This window comes from Sporolactobacillus shoreicorticis, assembly GCF_024125445.1.
GTDB classification, from domain to species: domain Bacteria; phylum Bacillota; class Bacilli; order Bacillales; family Sporolactobacillaceae; genus Sporolactobacillus; species Sporolactobacillus shoreicorticis.
This window is the reverse complement of the sequence record NZ_JAMXWM010000024.1, coordinates 26,056-51,674: the sequence shown is the minus strand read 5'-3', so window position 1 is coordinate 51,674 and position 25,619 is coordinate 26,056. Positions and strand designations below refer to the sequence as shown.

Here is a 25,619-nt window from a genome sequence, read left to right as displayed (position 1 = left end):
AAGAATTTTCCATATTTGTTTTTTGAGTACCTGGGTTGAAACGTATAGCCAAGAAAATCGAATGAGATATTTGGATAATTTTCTCGTCTATTTTCGTCTTTTCAATAAACAACTTTTGTCTTTTCCAAGTTCAGCTCTAGCCCAAATAATTGAAATATTTTGACAGTAAACAGGTTTCCTCTGAACTCATCTTAGGTTAACAGCTATCCCTAGTTTTGATGGAATCTCTAAGCTTTCGACATTTTCGTAAGTAGTTCACCTATTCGGTCAACTCCTTAACACGCACCTGACAATTCTTGCTTGCCTTTTCCTTAACGCTCAATACCATAGTTTTTGACTATAGCACTTTAAGTTTAAGGTGGTTTTAAATCTCCTACTGCAAGATGATTTCGACTGGCCCACCGTCATACAGCATAGTTGCTTTGAGTAGTCTGTGGCAGTATTGGACTTCACCTTGTTAGGCAAGCTTATCCGTCTCCATTCAGCCTTTGTATCCAGTTTCTGTTCGTCACCTCAGGAGTTTGCCTCCAGATTCCTTCAGATTCCGCCTCACAGCGGACACCCTTGCCTTTGGCTAACAGTTCCTACTGCCAAGTCTGTAGCGGACTTTCACCGCCAAGTTGTCACCAATGCCGGGCGCACCGAACAAAATCGCTAACGCGATCTCATCACGCTCCAGGTAAAGCTAAATTACCTGGAGTTTTTTCTCGCTTGTTTCATTGTGCCTCCACAGAATGGGCACTCGATTTCAACTTCTTCGCCTTTTTTTAGGTCATAACCAAATTCTTCGACGACAAAGTCAGGTACTTCATCTTCTTTCCCACAGTCTAAGCACTCAAAGGCAACGACCGGCATTTCTTCATTAAGACCTAATGGGTCTTCTTCTAACCAGTCCAAATCTAAGTCCTGATTAGCCTGCTTTTTCTTTTCGCTCATTTTCTTTCCTCCATCTCTGAATCCATGGCACATCTTCCAAGTAGTGATATAAATAACCGTAATCGGCATGCCAGATTTCTGTCAGCTCCATGTCTCGCCCACAACAAGGACAAAGGTATGGATCGTGTCCAAAAGTCTCCATCATGCGTTCCCGGTAGGTTTTTCTTTTCTTCTTTTTCTCTCTAGAATAAATAAAAGCTGTTTCGTTCTCACAAATGAGTAAAGGCTTAACACCTGATTTGCTTTTCGATAAGCTCTTCTACTGTATAACCCATAGCGTCCAACTATCCGAAAATGTTTCGGAGAAATGTGCTGGAGCAGGTTAAATAAGAATCGATAAACGGACCAGATCACATCTTTACGTGCTCCTATTTGATGATCCTCATACCAAATGAACCTTTTCGCCATCGTACGATTCAATGCGATACTCCGCAATGGCCGGTCGCGCTAAATATCGGCCAATATATTTCGCAGCTCCTTTGACATCCTTCATTTTCCGTTCAGCGTTGACATAGAATCCTTTGGGATACCATTGGTATAAATCATTAACCAACGCTGCGACCTTTTCATGTCCTGGAAACCATTCTCTAGTGGCATCCAAACGTAACTTCTGCCAGAATTTTCTCAGAAAGTCGTATGAGATATAATCACTTGATCGCCACTCATGACGGTTGTCCAGAGCACCTTCAGTCACCAGCGTATGGATATGAGGATTGAATTTCAGATCTCTTTCAGAGGTATGAATGACCGTAATGATCCCCACCTGTAACTGCCTTTTCTTACTTTTTTGATGATAATAAAATTTAAAGACTTCGGCGACTTTCTGACTTAACTCATTAAGTTTCCGTCGGTCATTATAGAACACTTGCCTCAATTCTTTTGGAACAGTGAACACCATATGGCGATGAGGTACATTAAAGATCATTTCCTGCTGCTTATCCGCCCAATCGTCTGTATACTTCTTTCCGCATTTATGACAAAAACGGCTTTTACAGGTAAAGCCGATGAAGACAGGAGCAGGATTTTCTTCACAGCCTAAGCATTCATATTTAGCAAAGCCTAAATCACGTGTCCCGCATTTGATTGTTTTCTGAACTGTTTCTTTGATATCTTCCCGATAAGATTCAGGAAACAGATCTGAATGAAATTTCCAGAACCCATCGAAATGGTCTTTTAGAATCCGTTTGATGATCCCGCTGCTTCGTTTCACCATGTCCACTTCTCCCAAGAGTTCTACAATATAGTTTAACGGAGAGTTATCCACAAGTCGATATTTTATAGTTTCCTAAACAACAAAAAAACGGCTCATAAATTCGCATAGGAATTTGAGCCGTCTTTAAAACTATTCATGCTTATCAAATGTCATGGGATAGCTAACACTACAATTAAGTGTTTTTCTCCATCAAACTTAAAACACATACGGTTTCAGAGTTGAGGCAGACGTGTAATGAATGTTGCTTTCATGTGTTTTGTAATATGAATAACCGTTTGCGGCTGCTACAAGTTTTAGATCGTCTGTGTAATGAAAAATGGGGAGGTCAAAGTGAGGGGCCCCCTGAGAAACAAATTTCGCACCGCAATCACATTTGTAAAAATTAGCGAACCCATATTTTCCCCTGATGTCTTTCCCCTTTTCGTTTACTACATCAATTTGTAGTTCTGAATGCATCCGATGATACGTTCCATGAATAGGACATACAGCTGTTGGCATTTAAAACACTCCTCTTTAAATATTTTGCTTACAATAGTTAAAGAGGAGTTCGGTCTTTAATAAACAATCTTTGCAGAAATTTATTTTGAGGTAAAGAGTTTGAGGTAAAGAGAATTAAAGGATAATAAGAGACATATAATAAATGAACTGCAAAAACTTTACATGTGGAGCTGATCATGATAATGTATTACTATTGTTAGTTTTCGACTACGGTACTTTGATACCTATACCTCAAATTGAGTTATCTCGCTCACCAAAATATTACACCTTATCTTCGTTCTTTCTTAGCAACGAAGATGGTCATGATATGAATAGTCGTGGTGCTATCCAATATTTTTGTTTTGGTGTGTTTAGAATAAATTCAAGCCTCTAAAGCAACAATATGAGATTCCATTTGAAGTTATGAGCGCTCGATGATGTAATAAATTTAGATCAAATCCTCAATTATTAAAAACGCTCTAAACCCCTTAAAGAAGAAAGGATGATGGATATTATTTTATTTATTACAACAGATAAAAACTGCCTTAAACTTGCGGTACTATGTCAAACCCCAAAAACTGATTTTCAATTTCTGTAGTAAATTCTGAACCATTTCCTAGAAAGGGCTCTGAAAAACTTGTACAATACCTTTTTCGCTGATATGCACCTTCATCGTCTGAATATGACCATGCAGATCAACAGAGTCTTTCCACACACTTGCTCGTCTGACATTAGGAGGAATGACAACCTATCTAACCGACACAGTTAGGACTTAGCTTAAAAACACAGATTTTAATATCAAATCCACATTTAACCTAACAAAATAGATCAATTTGATGATATATCCTTTCAATTAGAATCAGTATAATTTGGATACCTTTAGATATCTAAAGCCCTAATTTTTTAGCATTCTACGTTTCTTGAACTTAAATATATATAATACGAGGAGGACTAACCATGAAGACCCCTTTTCTAAAAATTATTATCCTATTATCAGTGTTTTCTTTAATGATGGGTTGTTCAAATGAGAACGACAGTCCCTCTTCAAATAACAAAAAAACAACCTCAGCTCTAAGTCAAGATAGTAGTAAAAGTTCAGATATTAAAAGAAGCCAACAAACAATCCGAACTGTTCTCACATATATATTCACTGGACCAGATAATGAACAAAAGAAATTATATAAAAAACAAATGACTAACGATCCGCAAGCGTTGTATCCCTATCTAGAAGAAAAATATAAATCACTTCTTGAAAAACAATACCTACAAGAATTTTTAAAGAATAATCAAGGAACCACATGGTTACAAACTGCATATAGATCAGGTTATCAACTAGAACCAGTAACTAAAATAAAAATAAAAAAATCTAAGACCAATACCAATGCTTATACCTTTGAGTTTGATGTAGCATATAGTAAAAATGATAAAACAAATACATCTACTGTCTACGGTAATCTTGCTACGGCAGAAGATGGAAAGATTGTCTCAATAAATGTAATAGATGATGGTGGATTAGTTAAAAAAATGACTCTCTCAAAATAATTTGTGAAGACTAGTGTTAAATCTAGCGACAAAAAAAAGAAGTACAATCATTAATAAATTGCAGAACACGATTCTACTGTCAGTATCAGTTGCCGCCCTTTAAGATACCGTCATTGTCCCGTTTACTCTTTTCATGATTGTGCACCAAATGGTGCACAATCATGTTTATTTTAGTGTTTTGAAAACCCTAGGCTATGCCTAGGGTTCCGGAAAGCTTCAAGCGATGTATCAAAAAAAGCCTCACTTCGTGTTAAGATAAAATTTGGTTCGCCAACCAAATTTATCAGCCAAAGGGAGACTTTTTTATGCCATTTGATATTAATAGTTTAGCACATACAAAATGGAATTGTAAGTATCACATCGTTTTTGCACCAAAGTATCGAAGACAAATCATCTACGGAAAGCTAAAACAAGATATAGGCATGATTTTATGACAGTTAAGTGAACGAAAAGGTGTAGAAATTATCGAAGCCCAAGCCTGTAAAGATCACAATCATATGATGGTCAGTATACCGCCTAAGTTGCGCGTTGCATCTTTTATCGGTTACCTCAAAGGAAAGAGCAGTTTAATGATCTTTGATCGACATGCGAACTTAAAATATCGCTATGGGAATCGAAAATTTTGGTGCAGAGGATATTATGTAGACACAGTAGGAAGAAATAAGAAAGTGATTGCCGAATACATTCGTAATCAGATCCAAGAGGATGTAGTCGCAGAGCAACTAAGCATGTTTGAACACATTGATCCGTTTACCGGAGAAGAGGTCAAACGCTCAAAAAAGAAAAAATAGAAGTCCCCCTTTAGGGGAGCCGGGGAAGTAGTGCGGTTGGCGAACGCCTCGGTGCCCTTTTAAGGGCTGGCCAGTAATAAAGGCTTTCAGCCGCAGAGCAAACCACCCGTTCACACGGGTGGTTTTGATTCATTGGCTCTGGTTTTCGCCAATATACGCTTCTCTACCCCTATCAATTGTCGAATTGGTTATGCCCAATTGGAAAAACGGCGCGGCGGGCAGAATTCGCGTCACAATTGGTTTGGTAAAGCGCCCGCTCACAGCTAAGTTCACTTTGGACTACTTCGCCGCCCTCTTTTGCGCTTCAGTATGGTAGACAATCGCCGTCCGGTAATTGTCGCCGCGGTCAAAACACCGTCATCGGTCGGATCAACCTGAGTCCAGTACAATTCGAGAAGCTTTTCGTACGGAAACAGTTCAAGGTTGGAGAAAATCTGAATAGCCTCCGTGGGTCCGAATGCATCCGGTGATAAGTCCATGAATGGGGGCGTACAACTCTTGGCATTTAAAACACCTTTAATTATTTTGTTTACAAATAACGTTCATTCTTTAAACCAAAACGGCTCTCCAAAGTCGGACAATAGAATCCAACTTCTAGAGTTTTTGCAATTAAACTAAGTGTTACATTTATCGAAAAGTTATTCTTATTCTTCTTATTCCTCTTCGTGATCGTCAAATAAAGAGATTTGTGACTCCTGCTAATTTTGAAAACGTCGAATGCGGTCTAACTCCACCTGCGATTCTTGTTGAATAAATTGACTCAATCCTAGGCCATCTTCCTTAGCCAAATATGAGATGTACAAAGTACGTTTATAACTGCTGGTCACGACCGGAGGTAAGTCATGTTGCATAAGTGAATAGTTGATTAATAAACGGCCGGTGCGTCCATTACCATCTGAAAAGGGATGAATGCGTTCAAAGGTAATATGAGATTCATTAACAGCAAGATAGCAAGCCTCATCCGTTTGGGCACTGGATAAACGATAATTCAGATTATCCACCCACTGCTGGATAAGAAATGGCGTCTCAGCTGCACTGACTGTATGGAATTCTGCGCCAAGGATGACATTGTCCAAGAGGATCATGCTGCAAGCGATCCGTTAAGGCTGCGTGAATCGCTTTAACAATACCAACCGTTAAAGTGTGGTTTTCATTCAACTCGCTTAATACATAGTGAAACGCTTGTTCATGATTTTTTACTTCATAAATTTCTCGCAAGTTTATTTTATGCGTTGTAGGCGGAAGTGCATCCTGAAGAATAATTGATACGGTTTCTGCAAGAGGCAAAGTAGTGCCCTCAATAGCGGTCGAATGGTGAGCCAAACGCACCAGTACGTCTTTTAAATAATCATCAGGCATTTTTTTCAACTTTGTCCACTCCGTTCATTCTTATTTTCCACATATGCAATCCATTGAGGTAATGCTGCTACATAAACAAAAAGTTGCTGTTCGTGTGGCGTGAGCATGGGCTTACCTGTCTGCAAACCTGACGAACCGCTATCATCAGTGAGACGGCTGGCATGAACGTCTTGCCCAGGTTGGCACCCTAATCCACCTTTCATTACTCTACTCTAGATTTTTAAAAAAACTGACTGGAAAGCCCCCAAATATATGATCAGCAAGTCTTAAATAAAGGTAATGGATTACTTTTTGTGGTTTTCGCAACGAAATGAGCCGCCTTTATCGCTCAATACGCCAAGTTTCCTTAATGAACGCGTCACGTCCGGATTCCTCGCGTTCTGCTTTGTAGCGGTCGGGATGCTTTTTATAAAATTTCTGATGTTCTTCTTCAGCCGGATAAAAGGGTGCGACGGGCAGAATCCGCGTCACAATTGGTTTGATAAAGCGTCCGCTCGCGGCTAAGTCCGCCTTAGATTGCTCCGCCGCCTTCTTTTGTGCTTCATTGTGGTAGAAAATCGCCGTCCGGTAATTGTCGCCGCGGTCAAAGAACTGCCCGCCGTCATCGGTCGGATCGACCTGAGTCCAGTACAATTCGAGAAGCTTTTCGTATGGAAACAATTCAGGGTTGAAGAGAATCTGAATAGCCTCCATATGGCCGGTCGTTCCGGTTTTCACCTGCTCATAGGTCGGGTTTTCAACCGTCCCGCCTGTGTAGCCGGAAACGACTTTTTCAATGCCCGGCAACGTGTCGAAAGGCTTCACCATGCACCAGAAACATCCTCCGGCGAAGGTCGCCGTCTCAAGATTTACTGTCATCTTCTTTTTCTCCCTCTTGCAGCTCCGATTCGTTCTTCAGCAATGGAAGCCGCACGCTGAATGTTGTTCCTTTGCCAAGTTCGCTTTCCACATCAATTTTCCCGCGATGTTTCGCCACGATCCATTCGGCAATTGATAAACCGAGTCCGGTTCCTTTCTGACCGGTACGCGCACTGTCAACCTGATAGAAACGGTCGAAAATATGTTTGACATCCTGTTCCGATATGCCGCATCCACTGTCGAATACAGACAGCCGAGCAAATTTGTTTTCCCGCGTGCAGACAACGGTGATCGCTCCACCCTTTGGGGTAAATTTCATCGCGTTATCCAAAAGGATGACAACCAGCTGATGCACACGTTGTTCATCACCATTAATGTAAATGGGATCGTCTGCTCCGTCAAGTATGAAGGATTTTTTTTCGACCTCTGCCATTTCCGAGAACGGCTCGGTTACCTTTCTCAGCACCGCGCCCAAATCAAGCGGAGCCAGACTCACTTCGAGCCTGTTCGCGTCCGAGCGTGCCAGAGTCAATAGATTACCGACAAGCTTGGACAGCCTGCGCGTCTCGTCAAGCATGACCGCAATATCCTCGCCGACCTCCTGAACCTTTTGCCGCGGCCGCCTGAGCAGACCTTCAATCTTCAATTGAATGATGGACAGCGGCGTCCGCAACTCATGTGATGCATCGGCGACAAAACGATTTTGCCGGTCCCACGCCTTTTCAACCGGACGAAGTGCACGTCGGGCAAGGAAAAAGCCGACAATAACAGAGACAAGTGCACCGCTGACAAGGCCGTAAATGATGATGGTAAACAAGCGATGCAAAATCATTTGTTCTCTGTCTACAGTTCGAATGAAATAAATATTTTTCGTTCCGGATCTTTCCATCAATACATTGTATGTTTCACCATAAATCATTTTTAATTGAGCCGTTTTTTCCTGCATACCCATTAAGTTTTTGATCTTGGAAGTATTATTAACTTGTACATTGCTTCCTACCAATTCAGGATAATCGACCACAAACTTTTGTGCTTTTGTGTCTGCAACAATAATATAAGATTGCGGTGGTCCCAACATTGGATTTGGTCGCTCCATTGTAATGATGCCAGAATCAATTCGTCGAAGTGCACGCTTAGCATCACTCTGCAAAAGATGGGTACTGTCGCTATACGTTACTTTTTGTACATAGTAATACACAGAACCACACATTGACGCAAGAAGCAAGATCAGCAAGATTGAATTCAAAATCGTTAATTTAATAAGTGTCTTTCGAAAAAGTGTCATAGGCCAATCACTGATCCGTCAGCATATAGCCGATACCGCGGACGGTTTGGATATCGGCGTCATAAGTGTATTTTTTCAATTTTTTTCGCAGCTGATGGATATAGACCTCGACGATGCCGACCGTCGTATCTGAATCAAAGCCCCAGATCCGGTCGAAAATCTGTTCCCGAGTAAGAATTTGATCTTCATTCTGCACTAAATATTCAAGTAAATCATATTGTTTTGTCGTGAACGAAATCATTTCTCCATCGACTTTAATTTGTTTGCGTTTGTTGTCGATCTCAATGCCTTTATAGCGAAGGATATGGTCAAGTGCCATCGGCGAACTGCGCCGCAAGACTGCGGCCACTCGCGCCTTCAATTCCTGATTCTGAAACGGCTTGACCATATAATCATCGCCGCCAAGGTTCAGCCCCTTCACGCGGTCATCGACGGCATCACGCGCCGTGAGAAAAATAATCGGCGTTGCCACCCCTTTTTTCCGAATCCGCTCCGTGACTTCAAAGCCGTCCATACCGGGAAGCATCACATCAAGCACAATCGCGTCATAGATATTTTGCTCCGCCAGATACAGCGCCTCGTCGCCGTCCTCCGTCGAGTCGACCGTATATTCATCTGAAAGCAGACGGACAATTTCTTGCAGCAGATAGTGATTGTCCTCAACGACAAGCAGTCGCATGGCTGGCACCCCCAATTTTTCATTCCTTCACTCATTGTACAACATGACAAACTTTTTTAAAAAACTGCTCACTCCATGCGAAGGGCCTCGATTGGATTCAGCTTCGATGCTTTATAGGCAGGAAATACGCCAAACACAATGCCGACGACCGCCGAGAACAGGAACGCGGCTGCCATAATCGGCAGTGAATAGACAATGGTTCCACCAACAGCCAGTGCATATATCTTCGCCGCCAAAATGCCAATGCCGACGCCGCAAAGTCCGCCGAGCATACTGAGGACGGCCGCTTCAATCAGGAACTGAAGCATAATATCTTTTCTTTTCGCTCCGATCGCTTTGCGTATACCGATCTCTCGGGTTCGTTCCGTAACCGATACGAGCATAATATTCATGATACCGATGCCCCCGACAAGCAGTGAAATACCTGCGATTCCGGCGAGCAGCATCGTCATCGTGCTTGTGACCGAGCTCATCGCCTCCATAACATCCTGCTGATTGACAACACTGTAATCATCTGAATCGCTGTAGGTTTGGCTCAACACTCGCGAAATACCCGCCATTGCCCAATTTACAGAATCCTGGCTCTCAGCCTGAGCATAGAACTGCGTAATATAAGTCGTACCGATCAGCCGCTGCGCGGTTGAAAATGGGAGAAAGGCCGCGTCGTCACTGCTTGAACCCATTGATCCGCCCTTGCTGTTCAAGACACCGACAACCAGATAGCTTTCGCCGTCAATCAAGACTTTTTTATCGATCGGCGACTCATTTTCAAAAAGGGTCGTTGCCAGATCGCTGCCCAGAACGACGATCTTTTGACGGAATTTTTCATCCAGTGAGGAAACAAATCTCCCCTGTTTGACGGTAAGCTGTCGGATCGATAAATAACTGGAGGTTGTCCCGGTCACGCTGACCTGGGAGTTTGTGCTGCCATTGCGCAGCGTGCTTCTCCCGCTCAGTACCGGCGCCACCGATTTCACGCCGGTGGCCTGCTTGACCTCTTTTAGATTATCCATTGTAAAATGAGTATCCGTATTCGTAATGTTCACCGTAATAAGATTGGTTCCTAGACTGTTGACACTGTCGGTAACCGACTTACTGGAGCCTTGTCCTATGGCCAAGAGTGCGATAACCGAGGATACGCCGATAATAATACCGAGCATGGTCAGAAACGAGCGCATTTTATTTCCACGGATATTGCGCGCAGCCATTTTTATCGAAGTAAAAAGATTCATCAGATATGTTCACCTTCCTGAAGTCTGCCGTCGCGAATGCTGACTGTTCGTTTTGCCTTTCTTGCCACATTCAAATCGTGGGTGATCAGCACAATCGTGCGTCCGCTATTATTCAGAGTGGTTAACAGCTTCATAATGTCTTCACTGGTCTTGCTGTCCAGAGCACCCGTCGGTTCGTCGGCAAGTAAAATTTGCGGTTCGCCGGCGAGTGCGCGGGCAATCGCCACACGCTGCTGCTGTCCGCCTGAAAGCTGGTTAGGAAGATGGGTTGCCCGTTCTTCAAGTCCGACCAGCTTCAGACATTCCAAGGCACGAGCTCGTCTGATTTTTGCCTTAACGCCGCGATAGAGCAGCGGCATTTCCACATTTTCAACAGCAGTCAATTTCCCAAGCAGATTGAAATTCTGAAAAATAAAGCCGATCTTTCGATTTCGGATTTCTGCTAAATCGCGATCCTTGAGGCGATCAATGTGACTGCCCCCCAGAGTATATTCGCCTCCATCTGGTTTATCGAGACAGCCCATCATATTCATGAGTGTGGATTTACCCGATCCGGAAGGTCCGACAATGGAAACAAAGGCACCTTCTTCAATAGTAAGATCGATATGATCCAGAGCATGAACGATATTGTCGCCTAATTTATAGGTCTTCTCAATCTTGCTCATCGAGATCATGACTTCACTCATGGCCGGTTTCCACCACCGTTTCCACCGCGAGTCCCACCGGTACCGCCTCCGAAGCTGCCTTGTCCGCCTCCGAAGCCTCCACCATTCATGGAAGGCATCATTTGAGTTCGACTGCTTGATGATGAAGAGGAGGTACCGGTTGATCTGGTGATCGCATTGAGTTGAACTGTTTGTCCTTCCTGGAGTCCCGATTTAACTTCAATATATTGGTCATTATGAATACCGACCGTCACCGTTTGCTGCTTGCCTCTTGTTGTTTCCACATTTCTGAAGCGTCCTGACTCTTGCCCGCTGCTGTTTGAATTTGAGGATGAGGAAGACAGATAGACATAATAACCGTCACCGCTTTGATGCACAGCACCCGATGGCAAATACAGAGTATTTGTTTTCTTTTCAAGGACGATATTCGCCGTCGTTGTCATGCCTGGTTTAAGTCCGGTTGATTTGGATAGATGTACCGTTACATCAAAAGAAGAGGTTCCGTTTGTATCAGTGCCTTCTTTAGCAATTGACGTGACTTTTCCGCTGAACGTTTTTGTCGGATAAGAGGCCACGACAACGGAGACGGTTTGTCCGATTTTAATTTTTGGAATATCCAGTTCGTCAATAGAAAGCACTGTGTTCAGATTATCATAGCTCTTTAGATGAGCGACTGTCTGTCCGGCATTGACGCGCCCGCCTGCATAGACCGTAAAGCTTGTTACAGTGCCTGATTTAGGGGCTACAAGCGTTGTGCCATCTGTAAAGGTAAGCAGTTTATCACCTTTTTCCACTTTGTCGTTTTTCGCAACGGAAACGCTGTAGATCGTTTTCGAGGCATCATCCGCGTCAATCGTCACATCCTGATCAACAGTCGGTTCCAACGATCCGGATCCGCTGACATCAGTGGAGATCGTGCCTTTCTGAACCGTGGTTGTCGGAATCATGGTTTGATTAGCCGAAGACTTGTCCCGCGCGAAATACCAGAATGCTCCTCCCCCTCCAATAGCAAGTACTACAACAAGAATCAAAATCCAGATCTTCTTCATTATCCAAACCCCTTCGCTACTTCAGATGTTTTGTTATGGACTTCAGTTTAAAGGGGGATTCTTAAAAATTGCTTAAGGAAGGAAAGATACCAACGGTCACTATCAAAAATTCAGGCGGACATTCTTCATTCAAACATCTTGAAATGGGAACCTGCATGTGACGCAAACCGACCTGCTCAAAAAGGTCGTGTTCTAAAAAGAGCAGACGGATTCACTTTGACGCCGGATCGGTTTGCGCGCGGTGCCGGTTCAGCAAAGCGAAAAACGGGGGAAGGAGTGTACAGATCGCAAGCACTCTCAGTACCTGAACGGCAACGACAAAAGTTGAATTAGCATGGAGCGCTTCCGATGTCACGGCCATTACATCAATACCTCCCGGCGCAAATGCCAAAATGGAAGTAACCTGATCGATACCGGTCAGATCCGACACAAGCAGGGCGCAGAGAAACATGGCCGCTGTCAGTCCGATTGAACCCATCAGTCCCACAAATGCGATCCGCGCAATGTCCACGAACATCTTTCGATTCAACCGTGAACCGACACAGGTACCGATTGTCACTTGAGCCGCGATCACAAGAACATGCGGCTGCCAAACGGGCAAAGCGCTCGCTGTGATCACTCCGAACACGATCCGCGCCGCCGCGGCGCCAAGCATGGTTCCAAGCAGCCAAGGCGCCGGTACTTTTATTTTTTCTCCGAGAAGGGCGCTCATGACGGCGATGATGATAAGAAGCAGCAGACCGGCGGCGGATGCGGGCGTCAATTTATCCGCAACTCCAGCAGTCGCCGCTCGTTCTTGAACGGGTCCGTTCCAAATGGATACAATGAACGGCACCGTGCTTTCAACAAGGATGACCCTCATCGTCTGTATGATGCTGACAACCGCCATGTTCGCGCCGGCGTCCGCCGCTATACCAATCATCGAAGACAATCCGCCGGGAGTTGTGCCATAGAGACTTGTGATGAGGTCTGTTTTACTGAAATGAAACAGAGCCATCCCGCTCACAAGGGATAAAACAATCGATGCTAAGATCATGATTAGAACCGGCAGCCAGCCACGATTCAGCGCTGTCAGAATCGACCCGTTGACCTGCATTCCGATCTGCACACCGAGCATGAGCTGTCCTGCCTTGAGCCAATAACTTTGCAGCCCTTTTTCAACGTGAAGCCGGCTGACCCACTTCGGATTCAGCATGGAAAGCACGCCTGCCATGACCAGAGTGCCAATCATCCATCCTATGGAAAGTCCTGCCAGCGTCAGCGCAAGTCCACCGCTGCTGCAAATCAGGATAAAAGTCAGGTTTCTGCCACTGATTGCCAAGCTTGACTTCATCGGCTTCCCCTCCTCGTAAAAGTTTCTTATCGCAGTATTGATTGACACACAGTTGCACTTTCAATCAAACGAATTGGCGCGGCCGACCGCCGCGCCAAGGAAATCAATGATTTACTTTTTAAAATGATACGGTACGGTCGCAATAACAACATCTTTGTGACGGATCAGACTCGCCTTGATCAGGACACCGGATTGGTTGTGCAGCAAGCTTTGCCACCATTTCTTTGTGTAGAACTGCGGAAATACAACAGTTACCGTCGCGCCTCGTTTATCCGCTTTGTATTTAACCGTCGAGATAAATTTATCCAGCGGGCTGACAATGCTTCGATAAAGCGAATGAAGCGCAATTAGACGAACACCCGGATTCCATTCATTCCATTCCTTATTCATCTTGTCGATCGCTTCCGGACTGTCACCGACGAAGACCGCAATCACATTGCCGGACAGCGACTTAGCATACGTCAATGACTGTTCGACGACTTTTGTAATCCCGGCGACCGGTACCACAATAATATTGTCCGACGCATGAACGGTTGGTACCGGTTCGGAAAAATCAACCCGCAGCTGCTGGGCAACGAGCATATAATGCTCATGAATTTTATGAAAGATAGTAACCACAATCGGTACAAAAATAAGTACCGGCCAGATTTGCGGAAATTTCGTCAAAAAGAAAATAACGAGAATCAGATAACAGATGAGTGCTCCGAGCAAGTTGATCATCAGTTTGCCCTGCCAGCCCTTCGGCCGCTTCTTGATCCAGTGAATGATCATACCTGTTTGCGACAGCGAGAATGGAATGAAAACGCCGACCGCGTATAGGGGAATCAGATTTTCCGTTCTTCCTTTGAAAAGGATAATGAGCACAATGGAAAGCGCGCCCAGAGTTAAAATACCATTGGAAAATCCCAATCGGTCACCCTTGACCTTAAACGGCCTCGGCATATATTTATCCTTCGCTAAATTAAATGCCAGCAGCGGAAATGCCGAGTACCCGGTATTCGCCGCAAGAATCAAAATTAATGCGGTAGACACTTGAATAATGTAATAAAAAAGATTGCGTCCGAACAAGTTGCCTGCCAGCTGAGAAAGTACGGTCTGATCACTTTCCGGATGAACGCCGTACCAATAAGAAAGATAAACAATTCCTGCTAAAAGAATCGCCAGCAGGCCGCCCATCATAAGCAGCGTCCGCGCGGCGTTTTTAGGTGCGGGGTCTTTAAAACTCGGAATGGCGTTGGAAATTGCTTCAACACCGGTCAACGCAGAGCATCCCGATGCGAAGGCACGCAGCAATAGAAACAGACCGACCCCCATCACCGGTGTGCCCACGGCCGCGTGCTGATGAATTGGCGCGGCATGTCCTGTCAACGCGGCAAAAAGACCGCCGCCAATAACAAGCAGCATCATGAGGACAAAGAAATAGACCGGATAAGACAGCAGCGTTGCCGAATCCGTCAATCCGCGCAAGTTCAAAATCGTGATCAAAACAACGATGATGACCGCAACTAAAACGGCATGCTCATGAAGTGACGGAAAGGCCGAGGTAATGGCATCGGTTCCGGCCGAAACACTGACGGCTACCGTCAAGATGTAATCAACAAGCAGTGCCCCTCCCGCAGTAAGGCCAAAATTGATACCGAGATTTTCTTTTGCGACCATATAAGCCCCGCCGCCCTGCGGATAGGCAAAGATGATTTGTCGATACGACAAAACGAGCGCAATTAAAAGAATGAGAACGCCAAGAGAAATAGGCAGAGAATACCAGAGCGCACCGCTGCCGACCGCCATTAAAACAATCAGTATCTGCTCAGGTCCGTATGCGACCGATGACAAAGCATCGGAAGACAGCACGGCCAAGGCTTTAAATTTATTCAGTTTTTGACTATGTGATTCATTTGTTTTTAAAGGTTTGCCGATTAGCAAGCGTTTTAATTTCGTTAACATACATGTACCCCTCTTTATACCGTATCGCACCGCAAATTAAAAAGAAAGAACATAGAACATGATGAAACTGCCGCCATTAAATTCGTCTAGTTCTCTCTTTCAGTGCAGATCGATTGTATCTCTCATTTTCTAAAGAAGCAATGCAGACAAACTCGGTGAAATCATGTCTTAAAATCCGGACAAGCCACCACAGGACGCATCGATTTCCGCCTCACTTTTTCTAAACAGGCGCGATTGATCTCTTTTTACACAAATCAACAGCTTAGTCATAAAAACGCGTCATTCGTCATCATTTCCCAGGCAATAATCAGCAAGCGACATTATTTATCTTAATTTCCGTTTTTTCGTGTCACTGTCAGCATGACAACGGTACCGATAATACATGCCGCTCCCAACCAATCAAACAACGTGAATGGCACATGCATCCAAACGACACTGACAAGCGCTGCAGACAGTGGTTCGGCACAGCCGAGCAGACTGGTTTCAATCGGCTTTAAATAGTTCAAGCTGGCCAAGTATAAATAAAAGGCGAGCAACGTTCCAAAAAGGATAACAAAAACGATTCCCACTGTTGATTGAACGGAGACCGTTCCATGAAAACTCAATGGCGGATAGAAAATACTCATTGCAGTTCCGCCAATGACCATGCCCCAACCGACAACGACTCCGGCGCCGAATTGTTTTAACAGTTTGCCCGGCTGCGTCGCATAAATGGCGCCGCCGAGCGCCGCCAGCAATCCCCAAAAAACAGCAAGCGGAGCGATCGACAGATGATCCGGATGCCCCTTCGTCGCAATCAGGAAAACGCCCAGCAATGCTGTAAAAATTGCGGCTATTTCTGTTGTGGATGGTTTTTTGCACCGGCAGATGATCAAATAGAGCATAATGAGTACGGGACTAAGATACTGCAGCAACGTTGCCGTAGCCGCGTTGCCCGCGGCAACCGCTTCAAAGTACGTATATTGAGCGCCGATCATCCCGATTAATCCGAAAATAAGTATCCCTGATGCCGATCGGCCGCTCTTCCAAATCGACCAGGTCATGCGCCGCTCTTTTCCAAACTGCGTCAGGACGAGCAGCAGCACACCTGCCGTCAGCATGCGCACAGAAGTCAGCCATCCGGCATTGATGTGCTGCGTTTCAAATAAATATTGGGCAACGTTCCCGGATACTCCCCATAACGTCGCACCGCCGAGCACCAGCATCATGCCGATCGGCCGCCGCAGTGATTGCGCCGTCAACTGGCGCCGCACAAGTTCTGCCACATTTTTTCTTCCTTTCTCTGTTCTTCGTCACGTTTGATGTTAATCGGACCGTCCATCATGGTTCCGGTTGAATTAAAATGCGATTCTATGTATGATATAAGAAGTCTAGTTTAGCACAGTTAAGCAGAGTAAAGAAGAGCAGAGCCTGAGAACAGAATCGTACATTTACAGTGACGTGTGGTTAGCCGCTTTTATTCGGCGTCTTTTTCTGATTCAGAGTCGCTCTTCTGTATAAATTGATTTATACAGGAGGTTAATAGAATGAGTATCTTATCCCAAATTGACAAATCGCAACCATCCTCTCGTTACTCCACTGAAACGGGTTTGACGATTACGCGAACCCGTAAGCCGATCGCCGGTGAGCCCGCCATTTTAAAGCTGGCGGCTCATCTTGACGAATACAAAGGCGCGCTGTTCTCCAGTACTTACCGTTTTCCCGGCCGCTATTCGCGCTGGGATATCGGCTTTATCAATCCGCCGCTTGAACTCACAGCAAAGGATCGTACCTTTCAAATCAAGTCACTCAATGAACGCGGAAAAGTGCTGATCGCTTTTCTGGCCGATCACTTAACACATCCCGATTTAGAAATAACAGCCAATCATTCTTCCGAACTGAGCGGAAAAGTCCGTTTGACCGATGAAGCATTCATTCAGGAAGAAAATCGAACCAAGCGTTCCTCGCTGTTCACATTGCTGCGAAAAATGGAAACACTTTTTCACGTTAATGATGATTTTCTCGGCCTTTATGGCGCTTTCGGTTTCGATCTTGTTCTCCAGTTTGAGCGCTATGCGCTGAGTAAGGATCGGAATCCCAAACAAAATGATCTACAGCTCTATCTTCCTGATCAGCTGATTGTTGTTGATCGTGAGAAAAATAATGCCTATCAGTTAACCTATGAATTCGCTTACGGCGATCTGTCCACCGAAAATAAACCACATACCGGTGCAAGAACCCGGTTCGACCAAGACTCAAGTTCATGCGGCGTCGCCGACCAAAGCGGAGATTATGCCGCCCTTGTCCGCAAAGCAAAAACCGCATTTAAACAAGGCGATCTGTTTGAAGTCGTGCCGAGCCGTGTCCTGACTCAGCGCTGTTCAAGCCGGCCCTCACATGTCTTTGAAAGATTGCAGCGGATTAATCCCAGCCCCTATGGGTTTCTCATTCATTTAAATGATGAAGAATTTCTGATCGGCTGTTCCCCGGAAATGTTCGTGCGTGTCGACGGCGCGACAGTGGAGACATGCCCGATTTCAGGAACGATTCGCAGAAAAGGCTCGGTGATCGAAGACGCCGAGCAGATCAAGACCTTGCTCGGTTCTAAAAAAGAAGAAGCGGAGCTCACAATGTGTACCGATGTCGACCGCAATGATAAATCGAGAATTTGCGTCCCCGGTTCTGTGGAAGTGATCGGCAGACGCCAGATCGAGGCATACTCCCATCTTTTTCACACGGTGGATCATATAAAAGGACAGTTGAAAGAGGAATGCGACGCCATCGATGCCTTCATCAGCCACATGTGGGCGGTCACCATCACCGGCGCTCCGAAGCTTGAGGCGATGCGCTGGATTGAGCAGCATGAAAAAACGCCGCGCGGCTGGTATGGCGGCGCAGTCGGCTGGATCGGCTTCAACGGCAATATGAACACGGGACTCACACTTCGGTGTCTTCGTCTGCAGCATGGAGAAGCGCAAATTCGCGTTGGCGCCACCCTTCTTAACGATTCCGATCCGGAAAGCGAAGAACGGGAGACCCTGACTAAAGCCGGCGCGTTGATCGAAGCGCTTCGCGCGTCTTCGCCCAAGAAACAGCCCACCGCTGCCCGCGACATGGAAAAGCCGGACACGCAAGCTCTTCATGTTCTCTTTGTCGATCATGAAGATTCCTTCGTTCATACCCTTTCCGGCTATTTTCAATCGCTCGGCGCAAAGGTAACTGTTCGCCGAAGCCCCGCGGCAAGGAAAATGATTCAATCGGGTTCGGAGCCCATTGATCTTGTCGTCCTTTCCCCCGGACCGGGCCGTCCGGAGCGGTTCCATATGCGGGAGACGATTGATCTTTGTTTGCAGCGCCGGATCGCGATTTTCGGCATCTGCCTCGGACTTCAAGGGATTGTCCGCTACTTTGGCGGATCACTTGGCATCCTGTCAATACCGGCGCATGGCAAATCATCATTGATTCACCATAAAGGCAGCGCTTTATTCCATAATGTTTCCCAAGACTTTAAAGCCGGACGCTATCATTCGCTCTATGCCGACCGACTGCCGCAGGAACTCAAGGTTACGGCAGAATCCGACGATCACATCATTATGGCTGTGGAGCATCGAAGCCTTCCGATCGCCGCCGTCCAGTTTCATCCTGAATCGATTATGAGTCTCGGAGAAAATGCGGGTATGAAAATTTTGCAGAATGTGCTTCAAAACGTTGCCACCCTCAGAACAACAGCAGAGAAGGCTCATTGATTCTCGGACATCTCATCATCACTTTGGCCGGCAAATCATAGAGTAACAAATGAATGGAACCTTACTGTATGATAAACTTTAGGTAAAGACTGATCAATCGACAGTCAGGTTTGTTCGCGTGGCTTCGATGATTAGATGTGCGGAACGAATCCGTTTTTCTTTTTATGGATGAGGGAGGATACCTATGAAAACAGCAGTATATGCCCATCGCGGCAGCAAATGCAATTGTCCTGAAAATACGCTTGATGCGTTTGCAGAAGCGATGCGTGTCGGGAGCGATGGCATTGAGCTTGATGTTCACCTGACAAAGGATCAGCAAATTGTGGTGATGCACGATGAAAAAATTGATCGAACGACTAATGGCAAAGGCCAGATCAAGTCATACACTCTGGAGGAATTAAAACAGTTTGACGCGGGTTCCTGGTTTTCAGCGAAATTCAAAGGAACACGCGTACCGACGCTTAGTCAAGTACTCGAACTTCTTGCCGACTTTCGCGGCGTTCTGAATATAGAGTTTAAAACCGATCGCAACGTATACCCCGGTATCGAAATACGGGTCGCGCAGCTCGTCGGGCACTATCGGCCTCATCTTCCTGTTGTCTACTCGTCCTTCAATCATGAATCCTTGATTCGGTTGAAGAAAATCAATCCAGAAGCGGATATCGCTCTCCTTTTATGGGAACGTCTTGCTGAACCATGGCGCTATACGCAGCAGATCGGTGCGACTGCTCAGCATCTCTGGCAGCCGACCGCTTTCTCTGAAACTGCGGAACAGCTTCAGAAACACGGAATCAAGGTACGCGCATGGACCGTCAATCAGCCGAAAAATATGCAGCTTGCTTTTGAGATGGGCATTGATGCGATTATTACCGATCATCCAGAGGCCGCTCTTGACTTGCGCAATAGCTTTCAAAAGGTTACAAAACAATAGTGAAACGAAGCGCCGGGGGAAATGGCAAATAGTCACAGAACCATTGGAACTACCCGGCACTTACGTTATAATGAAATGAGAGCGTTCCCATCCAATGAATGATGATTCAGAGACACAACAGAATAGAAAACGAGGGATGAATATGGACGGAAAGCAGGCGGCAGGCAGAAGAGCCGCTGACGAAATTAAAGATGGAATGACGATCGGCCTTGGTACTGGATCGACCGTTTATTATTTTCTTGAAGCTTTGGCTAAAAAAGTAGCAAACGGATTTAAGATGACCGGGGTCGCGACCTCACAAAAAACCATTGACCTTGCAAACGAATGGAAGATTCCGATGCATGCGTTGAATGACGTTGCAAAAATCGATGTAACAGTCGACGGGGCCGATGAAGTCGATTCAAAATTAAACGGGATCAAAGGCGGCGGCGGCGCTCTGCTCTACGAAAAGCTGGTTGCCAAAGCATCTGCGCGACGAATATGGATTGTCGACGCTTCGAAAAAAGTCGAACAACTTGGCGCCTTTCCTCTGCCGGTCGAAGTTGTCCCGTTCGGATGGAAGCATGTGCATGCCTATTTATCCGAAAAAGGGTATCGTCCCGAGCTCCGATACGCCGCGGATGGACAACCTTATGTGACCGATGCGCATCATTACATCCTTGATCTTCACTTACAGTCAATTGCCAATGCGGAATCGTTGGCCAACGAACTGGATCACCTCACCGGAGTCGTCGAACACGGACTTTTTCTCGGCATGACCGAAAAAGTCATCATCGGCTATCCTGACGGACATACCGAGACGCTTGAGAAATAAATTCATTCTGAGTTCCCCTATCTGCAGTTCAGGTAGGGGATTTATTTTGATAATGCGCAGTAAAGATGGACTGTGTAACACAGCATTAACTAAATTACCACGGGATTACCGTTAGTTTATCCCACTTACTTTGCCATTTTTCTGCCTTTTTCTCATATATTTCTTTTGTAATCATTTTTTTGTTCGGTCTAATGACCATAGAAAATAAGTCATCCAGCTGATAAGGTGCATAGATTACGAAGGAGTCTTTATTCTCCCTCCTTATGCCAAGAGAGGTTGCAGTCGTTGGCCAGCTATCAATTGCGTCCTCTAAAGAAGTATATGGCTCAATTTGAAAACCAAATTTTTGTTTATACCAAAGATGGACACGTGCCTCATTTTTAACATCCAGTTTGAATGGAAATTCCTCTAGTCTTTCAAGAAGCAGTCTTTTATAGATTACCTCGTTCTCGATTTCTGTATTTTTATCATCAAAATAGACAACATCAATATCTGAAATTCCATAGGCAAATGGATTTCCTGATAGATAATTCCAAACTGTATTAGCAATACAGCCGGCCCCAATATAATAGTCTTGCGGCAAGGCTGACTGTTGACAGACTTTTAGTAATCTTACAAGGGGTTCACTTTTATTAATGATTTCAACTAATCGTTTCTCTTTCTTTTTCAAATGTTACCCTCCATTGATTGATACTGCGTACTATCCGTCTACTGTGCAGCAGTTCATCTGTTCTCATATCAAACGTTACATTCTGTTGCCTACCCACGTGTTGTCCATTCGTACTATAAAGTTAACCTCCCATTTTATTCTTTAGAATACTTATTCCAGTCCATCACAAACTTTACATTCAAAAAAGTCATTTCAAAGAACAGAAATAAGAAAATTGAGTTGAGCATGACGATCTTGTTCACATCAAAGATAATGAGAATGTACAATAAAAGAAACAGTGAGAACATGAAACATGTATAATACATATACCCGCTAGCATACGTTTTCAAAGCCATCATGAGTTCTCTCTCATCTTTTATCCAAAATAAGATCGAGTTTTTCATAGTGTCCGTACTTTTTCTTTTAAATGGATTAATCTCTTTCTTTTTAGGAATGCAGTAACTCACAGCAACGACAAGAATAATCAAGGCGAGCAACACTAATTCTACTAACCATACCATCTTCATGTTTTCAAAGTTTAATCTGACCGTGCACCATAAACAAGCGAGCCCAAAAAGAATTATATTCATGATTGCCAAAAATTTGAGGTACTTTTCAGAAGTCACTTAGATCTCCTCCATTCTCTTCAAATTCAAATAATTCATCGACTGTCGTATTCAATTTCCTTGCAAGAATAAAAGCCAGTGTTAAAGATGGATCATATTTATTGTTTTCTATAGCAAGAATTGTTTGTCTCGTAACATTTGAAAGACTGGCAAGTTCTTCCTGAGACAGCTTTAATTTTTTTCGTCTTATCTTTATTGAATTTTTCATTTATAACGCCTCTTTGTAAAACATGTTTTACAATATAAGTTAAACATGTTTTACATTTTTAGTCAAGTTATTTAGGGAACCATCCGCAATTTTTTGGAGTTGATTATTGCCGGTTTCCGTCAACTGGATCATAAATCACAAACATAGGTTCTTTTTTATTTATAAAAAATGATTGACAGATGATATAGATGTAATTACAATAGTTACAAGAGGTGAGGAAAATGATTAATACTCGAGTCGCAGTTGCTGTTCATATTCTAGCCTTAATCGCTTCCAAGCCTCATGACGATTTACCGTCGGACTACATCGCTGCAAGCGTAAATACCAATCCGGTCGTCATTCGAAGGCTGCTCGGTATGCTGAAAAAGGCCGGACTGATTCAGACAACTGCCGGCAAAGCCGGTGCTTCACTGACACGTGATCCTGCCGATATTTCGCTGCTGGATGTGTTTCATGCGGTTGAGCCCAAAGAAAGTCTCTTCGCAATTCATGACAATCCAAATCCTCACTGTCCAGTTGGCAAAGGTATTCAACGCGCATTGGACGAAGCCTTTGGCGTTGCTCAGGATGCGTTAGCGTGCAAACTTTCCAGTGAGAGTATTGAAGACATTCTTCATCAGCTTTTTGATAAAGCATAATTTTTTGTTTTAGATGTAACTATAAATGTTACATCTATGATGTCTTAGATCAATCTGTGTCAGTCGCCACGGTTCGAGCAGCCGTTTACGTTCGGTTCGGAAAAGGAATAAAAAAAGAATGGCAATAAATCAGCATGGCTTTGCCAAGCTGATTTCAGAAATGCACCAAAAATTTAATGGGAGTGGATACAAATGGCAAAGTGGACAATTGATTCAGCGCACACAGAAACAGGTTTTTCTGTAAAACACATGGGACTTTCTAATGTGAAGGGAAATTTCAAAACAACTTCAGGTACTGTCACAACCGATGAAAGCGGAAAAATCACTAAAATCGAGGTCGCTATCGAGGTCGCAAGCATCGAGACCCGAATTAAAGATCGCGACAATCACTTAAAAAGTGCGGACTTTTTCGACGCAGAAAAATATCCTGAGATTAAATTTGAATCGACTAAAATAACGTCAGAAGATGGCGAGGACTACACCATTGAAGGCAATCTGACCATTAAAGAAACAACGAAGTCAATTCGTTTTGAGGCAGAGGTCGGATTGCCGATTGACGATCCGTACGGTCTGAAACGTAATGCCGCCAGCCTTAACTTCGCTATTGACCGCCGTGACTACGGACTGATCTGGAGCCAGTCTCTTGCCAATGGTAATTTGGTTGTCGGAAATAAAATTAAGATTAGTGCTGAAGCTGAATTCACTCTAGATGCTTAATTGTTCTCCAAAATAAGACCGAATGGCGTAAACAGCTGTCCGGTCTTATTTTGTATGCATTCATTTTTCACTTTGTATCGCTTCTTCGCAACGTTTGGTCCACTTTTTCTCAAATTGATCGTGCGGAAGTATTCGTTCTTTCAGATCATCAATGAACATAATACGTTCCTGTCGGCACCAGTTCAGGCACGTCTGATAGAGATCCATATCCAAGTCATCTGTGTCCCAATAGACAGGGATCACCGATATTCTCGCCTCATTATAGAGAAAAGCACGCGTATGGCCATCGGTCAGAAATGCTTCTCCGCCATTTTTCTTAATCGGCAGCGGTGCGTTATACCGCACATTAAGCGGATCAAACGCTCCTCCTAGGCGATCAATTTTATCCTGATCTAAATAGAGCTGGCTCGGACGAATTTGATTTAAATCCATTAAAAATGATTTCATCAGATCATTCTTTTTTCATTTTCACGATTTTCAGCGCTTTCTTCCTGATAAAAAGAACGTAGATGACAAGTGCACCAACGTCACAGAAGAGAATCATTAACGCCATTGGAAAATACGTGTGGCTCCCGCCTAATCCGACAAGCGGCGATAGGAGCGCACCAACTGTATTCATGCCGAGCCCCAGAATCGCCGAGGCACTCCCGGCCACCTTCGCCTGGCTTTGCATCGCCAGTGAGAAGGCCGTTGAATTAACGAGACCAACCATTGAAACGACAAGAAAAAGTGGAATCATAACTGCTGCCAAATGCGGTGGTTCGAGCAGCAAGCTCGCAAAGAGCGCGATACTCCCAATCGCTGCAATAACGATTCCGGTGCGCATGATTTTCCGTGCATCGACACGTCCGGCAAGAAGTCCGGCAAGCTGCGACATCAGCACAATCCCCAAACCATTCATAGCAAAAAATAGACTGAATCCTTGCGGTGATACGGAAAACATGTCCTGCAGCACAAAAGAGGACGCCGAAATGTAACAGAACATAGCGCCCATCACGAGACCAAGCACAAGCGCGTAACCGACAAATCGGCTGTCACGGAAAATATGTCCCATTGCCGACACGGTCGTCCCAAGTCCGCCCGAAATACGTTTTTCAGCAGGCAGTGTTTCGGGAATATAGAATAATGCACTTAAAAACAGCAAAAGACCAATCACGCACAAGACAATGAAAACACCGTGCCATGATGTAAACCGAAGCACAAACCCACCCAAGATCGGTGCCAGAATAGGGAAAATACCGTTGACTGCCATCAGCATCGAGAAAAATTTTGTCAGCCTCGATCCGGAATACAAATCACGGGCAATCGCTCGTGAAATCACCATACCCGCTGCTCCGGCTATGCCCTGGATCAACCGCAGGATGACAAGCCAGCCGATTGATGTTGTAATTGCGCAAAGAAAGGAAGTCAATGTAAATAGAATTAATCCGGAAAGCAAAGGAATTTTTCGTCCGAACTTATCACTGAGCGGGCCAAGAATAAGCTGTCCCACCGCAAGTCCGATCAAACATGTCGTAATGCTCAGTTGTGCCAGCGATGTTGTCGTCTGCAAGTCCTGAGTCAGAGACGGCAATGATGGAAGATACATATCCATTGAAAGCGGGCCAAATGCACCAAGTGCTCCCAGCACGAGCACGAAACGGACATAGCCGCCTTTGCTTTGACGCGTCATTAAATCTGTTTGTGCAACTTTCACCTAAATCAGCCTTTCCATTTTCAATCGTTCTCATTTTTATGTATCTGAGGTTATCATAGCAGAAAAAAGATCCTTTTACCTGAAGTCGGTCTTGAAAAGGTGACCATTAAATTAAAGACGACTTATTAGACAATGTTAAACAAGACTCGCCTTTTCGTGGAATACCCAGCGTGATATTCATGTATTGTATCGCCGCGCCGGACGCTCCTTTGCACAAATTATCTAGTCGGATCATCAGTACGATCCTTTCTT

Annotated in this window: 24 protein-coding genes and 2 pseudogenes; 7 read left to right on the top strand and 19 right to left on the bottom strand. The window is 44.6% G+C overall.

Going from position 1 to position 25,619, the window contains the following annotated elements:
- Positions 1-690: 690 nt before the first annotated feature.
- Complete coding sequence (locus tag NIE88_RS16555) at positions 691-936, bottom strand: FmdB family zinc ribbon protein (RefSeq protein WP_253063821.1); 246 nt, start codon at positions 934-936, stop codon at positions 691-693.
- A gap of 382 nt (positions 937-1,318) precedes the next feature.
- A complete protein-coding gene (locus NIE88_RS16550; protein WP_253063820.1) occupies positions 1,319-2,149 on the bottom strand; it encodes an IS91 family transposase in 831 nt (276 codons plus the stop codon).
- A gap of 1,434 nt (positions 2,150-3,583) precedes the next feature.
- Here NIE88_RS16550 and NIE88_RS16545 point away from each other — a divergent pair.
- Positions 3,584-4,168 carry a hypothetical protein gene (locus NIE88_RS16545; RefSeq protein WP_253063818.1) on the top strand — a complete coding sequence of 195 codons (585 nt, stop codon included), beginning with the start codon at positions 3,584-3,586 and terminating at the stop codon, positions 4,166-4,168.
- 305 nt (positions 4,169-4,473) lie between these two features.
- A pseudogene (gene tnpA, locus NIE88_RS16540) lies at positions 4,474-4,959 on the top strand (IS200/IS605 family transposase).
- A gap of 201 nt (positions 4,960-5,160) precedes the next feature.
- On the opposite strand, the pseudogene NIE88_RS16535 reads toward tnpA, so the two are convergent.
- The 12 genes and pseudogenes from NIE88_RS16535 to NIE88_RS16480 all read right to left on the bottom strand — a co-directional run.
- Positions 5,161-5,438 (bottom strand): annotated as a pseudogene (locus NIE88_RS16535) (peptide-methionine (S)-S-oxide reductase); the annotation flags it as partial.
- A gap of 219 nt (positions 5,439-5,657) precedes the next feature.
- A complete protein-coding gene (locus NIE88_RS16530) occupies positions 5,658-6,044 on the bottom strand; it encodes a Fic family protein (RefSeq protein WP_253063816.1) in 387 nt (128 codons plus the stop codon).
- On the bottom strand, positions 5,986-6,327 hold the full coding sequence (locus NIE88_RS16525; protein WP_253063814.1) for a Fic family protein: 342 nt from the start codon (positions 6,325-6,327) through the stop codon (positions 5,986-5,988). Before NIE88_RS16525 ends, NIE88_RS16530 begins: the two co-directional genes overlap by 59 nt.
- Before the next feature lie 312 nt (positions 6,328-6,639).
- A complete protein-coding gene (gene msrA, locus NIE88_RS16520; RefSeq protein WP_253063812.1) occupies positions 6,640-7,176 on the bottom strand; it encodes a peptide-methionine (S)-S-oxide reductase MsrA in 537 nt (178 codons plus the stop codon).
- A complete protein-coding gene (locus tag NIE88_RS16515; RefSeq protein ID WP_253063810.1) occupies positions 7,160-8,461 on the bottom strand; it encodes a sensor histidine kinase in 1,302 nt (433 codons plus the stop codon). The genes msrA and NIE88_RS16515 overlap by 17 nt, the downstream gene beginning before the upstream one ends.
- Positions 8,462-8,468: 7 nt before the next feature.
- Positions 8,469-9,140: a response regulator transcription factor gene (locus NIE88_RS16510; RefSeq protein WP_253063808.1), complete on the bottom strand. Its 672-nt coding sequence runs from the start codon at positions 9,138-9,140 to the stop codon at positions 8,469-8,471.
- A 68-nt stretch (positions 9,141-9,208) separates the two neighbouring features.
- A complete protein-coding gene (locus NIE88_RS16505; protein WP_253063806.1) occupies positions 9,209-10,372 on the bottom strand; it encodes an ABC transporter permease in 1,164 nt (387 codons plus the stop codon).
- On the bottom strand, positions 10,372-11,058 hold the full coding sequence (locus NIE88_RS16500) for an ABC transporter ATP-binding protein (RefSeq protein ID WP_290446551.1): 687 nt from the start codon (positions 11,056-11,058) through the stop codon (positions 10,372-10,374). Before NIE88_RS16500 ends, NIE88_RS16505 begins: the two co-directional genes overlap by 1 nt.
- Entirely contained in the window at positions 11,055-12,086 is a 1,032-nt protein-coding gene (locus tag NIE88_RS16495) for an efflux RND transporter periplasmic adaptor subunit (protein WP_253063804.1), read from the bottom strand. Before NIE88_RS16495 ends, NIE88_RS16500 begins: the two co-directional genes overlap by 4 nt.
- A gap of 211 nt (positions 12,087-12,297) precedes the next feature.
- Positions 12,298-13,419 (bottom strand): AbrB family transcriptional regulator, encoded by a 1,122-nt coding sequence (locus tag NIE88_RS16490; protein WP_253063802.1) that lies wholly within the window; start codon positions 13,417-13,419, stop codon positions 12,298-12,300.
- Between the two features lie 111 nt (positions 13,420-13,530).
- Positions 13,531-15,363, bottom strand: a complete 1,833-nt coding sequence (gene kimA, locus NIE88_RS16485; RefSeq protein WP_253063800.1) for a potassium transporter KimA — start codon at positions 15,361-15,363, stop codon at positions 13,531-13,533.
- 329 nt (positions 15,364-15,692) lie between these two features.
- A complete protein-coding gene (locus NIE88_RS16480) occupies positions 15,693-16,628 on the bottom strand; it encodes a DMT family transporter (RefSeq protein ID WP_309247052.1) in 936 nt (311 codons plus the stop codon).
- Positions 16,629-16,889: 261 nt separating this feature from the next.
- Between NIE88_RS16480 and NIE88_RS16475 the strand changes: the two genes are divergently transcribed.
- The 3 genes from NIE88_RS16475 to rpiA all read left to right on the top strand — a co-directional run bounded on the left by NIE88_RS16475 (position 16,890) and on the right by rpiA (position 20,833).
- Positions 16,890-19,088 carry an anthranilate synthase component I gene (locus NIE88_RS16475; RefSeq protein WP_253063798.1) on the top strand — a complete coding sequence of 733 codons (2,199 nt, stop codon included), beginning with the start codon at positions 16,890-16,892 and terminating at the stop codon, positions 19,086-19,088.
- Between the two features lie 184 nt (positions 19,089-19,272).
- On the top strand, positions 19,273-20,019 hold the full coding sequence (locus NIE88_RS16470) for a glycerophosphodiester phosphodiesterase (protein ID WP_253063796.1): 747 nt from the start codon (positions 19,273-19,275) through the stop codon (positions 20,017-20,019).
- A 142-nt stretch (positions 20,020-20,161) separates the two neighbouring features.
- Positions 20,162-20,833 carry a ribose-5-phosphate isomerase RpiA gene (rpiA, locus tag NIE88_RS16465; RefSeq protein ID WP_253063842.1) on the top strand — a complete coding sequence of 224 codons (672 nt, stop codon included), beginning with the start codon at positions 20,162-20,164 and terminating at the stop codon, positions 20,831-20,833.
- Between the two features lie 94 nt (positions 20,834-20,927).
- Here rpiA and NIE88_RS16460 read toward each other — a convergent pair whose 3' ends face one another.
- The 3 genes from NIE88_RS16460 to NIE88_RS16450 all read right to left on the bottom strand — a co-directional run bounded on the left by NIE88_RS16460 (position 20,928) and on the right by NIE88_RS16450 (position 22,316).
- Positions 20,928-21,503: a nucleotidyltransferase family protein gene (locus tag NIE88_RS16460; protein WP_253063794.1), complete on the bottom strand. Its 576-nt coding sequence runs from the start codon at positions 21,501-21,503 to the stop codon at positions 20,928-20,930.
- A gap of 134 nt (positions 21,504-21,637) precedes the next feature.
- The gene (locus NIE88_RS16455; RefSeq protein WP_253063792.1) at positions 21,638-22,108 is read right to left on the bottom strand and encodes a hypothetical protein; all 471 of its coding nucleotides are present in this window, start codon (positions 22,106-22,108) and stop codon (positions 21,638-21,640) included.
- The gene (locus NIE88_RS16450; RefSeq protein ID WP_253063790.1) at positions 22,098-22,316 is read right to left on the bottom strand and encodes a helix-turn-helix transcriptional regulator; all 219 of its coding nucleotides are present in this window, start codon (positions 22,314-22,316) and stop codon (positions 22,098-22,100) included. Before NIE88_RS16450 ends, NIE88_RS16455 begins: the two co-directional genes overlap by 11 nt.
- A 221-nt stretch (positions 22,317-22,537) precedes the next feature.
- Between NIE88_RS16450 and NIE88_RS16445 the strand changes: the two genes are divergently transcribed.
- A complete protein-coding gene (locus tag NIE88_RS16445; RefSeq protein ID WP_253063788.1) occupies positions 22,538-22,954 on the top strand; it encodes an Rrf2 family transcriptional regulator in 417 nt (138 codons plus the stop codon).
- Between the two features lie 192 nt (positions 22,955-23,146).
- A complete protein-coding gene (locus tag NIE88_RS16440) occupies positions 23,147-23,671 on the top strand; it encodes a YceI family protein (protein ID WP_253063786.1) in 525 nt (174 codons plus the stop codon).
- A 60-nt stretch (positions 23,672-23,731) separates the two neighbouring features.
- Here the strand turns inward: NIE88_RS16440 and NIE88_RS16435 are convergent, their stop codons facing one another.
- On the bottom strand, positions 23,732-24,118 hold the full coding sequence (locus NIE88_RS16435) for a hypothetical protein (RefSeq protein ID WP_253063784.1): 387 nt from the start codon (positions 24,116-24,118) through the stop codon (positions 23,732-23,734).
- Between the two features lie 4 nt (positions 24,119-24,122).
- The gene (locus NIE88_RS16430; protein ID WP_290446555.1) at positions 24,123-25,343 is read right to left on the bottom strand and encodes a multidrug effflux MFS transporter; all 1,221 of its coding nucleotides are present in this window, start codon (positions 25,341-25,343) and stop codon (positions 24,123-24,125) included.
- Positions 25,344-25,619: the final 276 nt, after the last annotated feature.

What these genes read in the sequence shown, in the direction of transcription:
- NIE88_RS16555 (WP_253063821.1), bottom strand. Translation starts at nt 936, where the DNA reads ATGAGCGAAAAGAAAAAGCAGGCTAATCAGGACTTAGATTTGGACTGG.
- NIE88_RS16550 (WP_253063820.1), bottom strand. Translation starts at nt 2,149, where the DNA reads ATGGTGAAACGAAGCAGCGGGATCATCAAACGGATTCTAAAAGACCAT.
- NIE88_RS16545 (WP_253063818.1), top strand. Translation starts at nt 3,584, where the DNA reads ATGAAGACCCCTTTTCTAAAAATTATTATCCTATTATCAGTGTTTTCT.
- NIE88_RS16530 (WP_253063816.1), bottom strand. Translation starts at nt 6,044, where the DNA reads ATGATCCTCTTGGACAATGTCATCCTTGGCGCAGAATTCCATACAGTC.
- msrA (WP_253063812.1), bottom strand. Translation starts at nt 7,176, where the DNA reads ATGACAGTAAATCTTGAGACGGCGACCTTCGCCGGAGGATGTTTCTGG.
- NIE88_RS16515 (WP_253063810.1), bottom strand. Translation starts at nt 8,461, where the DNA reads ATGACACTTTTTCGAAAGACACTTATTAAATTAACGATTTTGAATTCA.
- NIE88_RS16510 (WP_253063808.1), bottom strand. Translation starts at nt 9,140, where the DNA reads ATGCGACTGCTTGTCGTTGAGGACAATCACTATCTGCTGCAAGAAATT.
- NIE88_RS16505 (WP_253063806.1), bottom strand. Translation starts at nt 10,372, where the DNA reads ATGAATCTTTTTACTTCGATAAAAATGGCTGCGCGCAATATCCGTGGA.
- NIE88_RS16500 (WP_290446551.1), bottom strand. Translation starts at nt 11,058, where the DNA reads ATGAGTGAAGTCATGATCTCGATGAGCAAGATTGAGAAGACCTATAAA.
- NIE88_RS16495 (WP_253063804.1), bottom strand. Translation starts at nt 12,086, where the DNA reads ATGAAGAAGATCTGGATTTTGATTCTTGTTGTAGTACTTGCTATTGGA.
- NIE88_RS16490 (WP_253063802.1), bottom strand. Translation starts at nt 13,419, where the DNA reads ATGAAGTCAAGCTTGGCAATCAGTGGCAGAAACCTGACTTTTATCCTG.
- kimA (WP_253063800.1), bottom strand. Translation starts at nt 15,363, where the DNA reads ATGTTAACGAAATTAAAACGCTTGCTAATCGGCAAACCTTTAAAAACA.
- NIE88_RS16475 (WP_253063798.1), top strand. Translation starts at nt 16,890, where the DNA reads ATGAGTATCTTATCCCAAATTGACAAATCGCAACCATCCTCTCGTTAC.
- NIE88_RS16470 (WP_253063796.1), top strand. Translation starts at nt 19,273, where the DNA reads ATGAAAACAGCAGTATATGCCCATCGCGGCAGCAAATGCAATTGTCCT.
- rpiA (WP_253063842.1), top strand. Translation starts at nt 20,162, where the DNA reads ATGGACGGAAAGCAGGCGGCAGGCAGAAGAGCCGCTGACGAAATTAAA.
- NIE88_RS16450 (WP_253063790.1), bottom strand. Translation starts at nt 22,316, where the DNA reads ATGAAAAATTCAATAAAGATAAGACGAAAAAAATTAAAGCTGTCTCAG.
- NIE88_RS16445 (WP_253063788.1), top strand. Translation starts at nt 22,538, where the DNA reads ATGATTAATACTCGAGTCGCAGTTGCTGTTCATATTCTAGCCTTAATC.
- NIE88_RS16440 (WP_253063786.1), top strand. Translation starts at nt 23,147, where the DNA reads ATGGCAAAGTGGACAATTGATTCAGCGCACACAGAAACAGGTTTTTCT.
- NIE88_RS16435 (WP_253063784.1), bottom strand. Translation starts at nt 24,118, where the DNA reads ATGAAATCATTTTTAATGGATTTAAATCAAATTCGTCCGAGCCAGCTC.
- NIE88_RS16430 (WP_290446555.1), bottom strand. Translation starts at nt 25,343, where the DNA reads ATGACGCGTCAAAGCAAAGGCGGCTATGTCCGTTTCGTGCTCGTGCTG.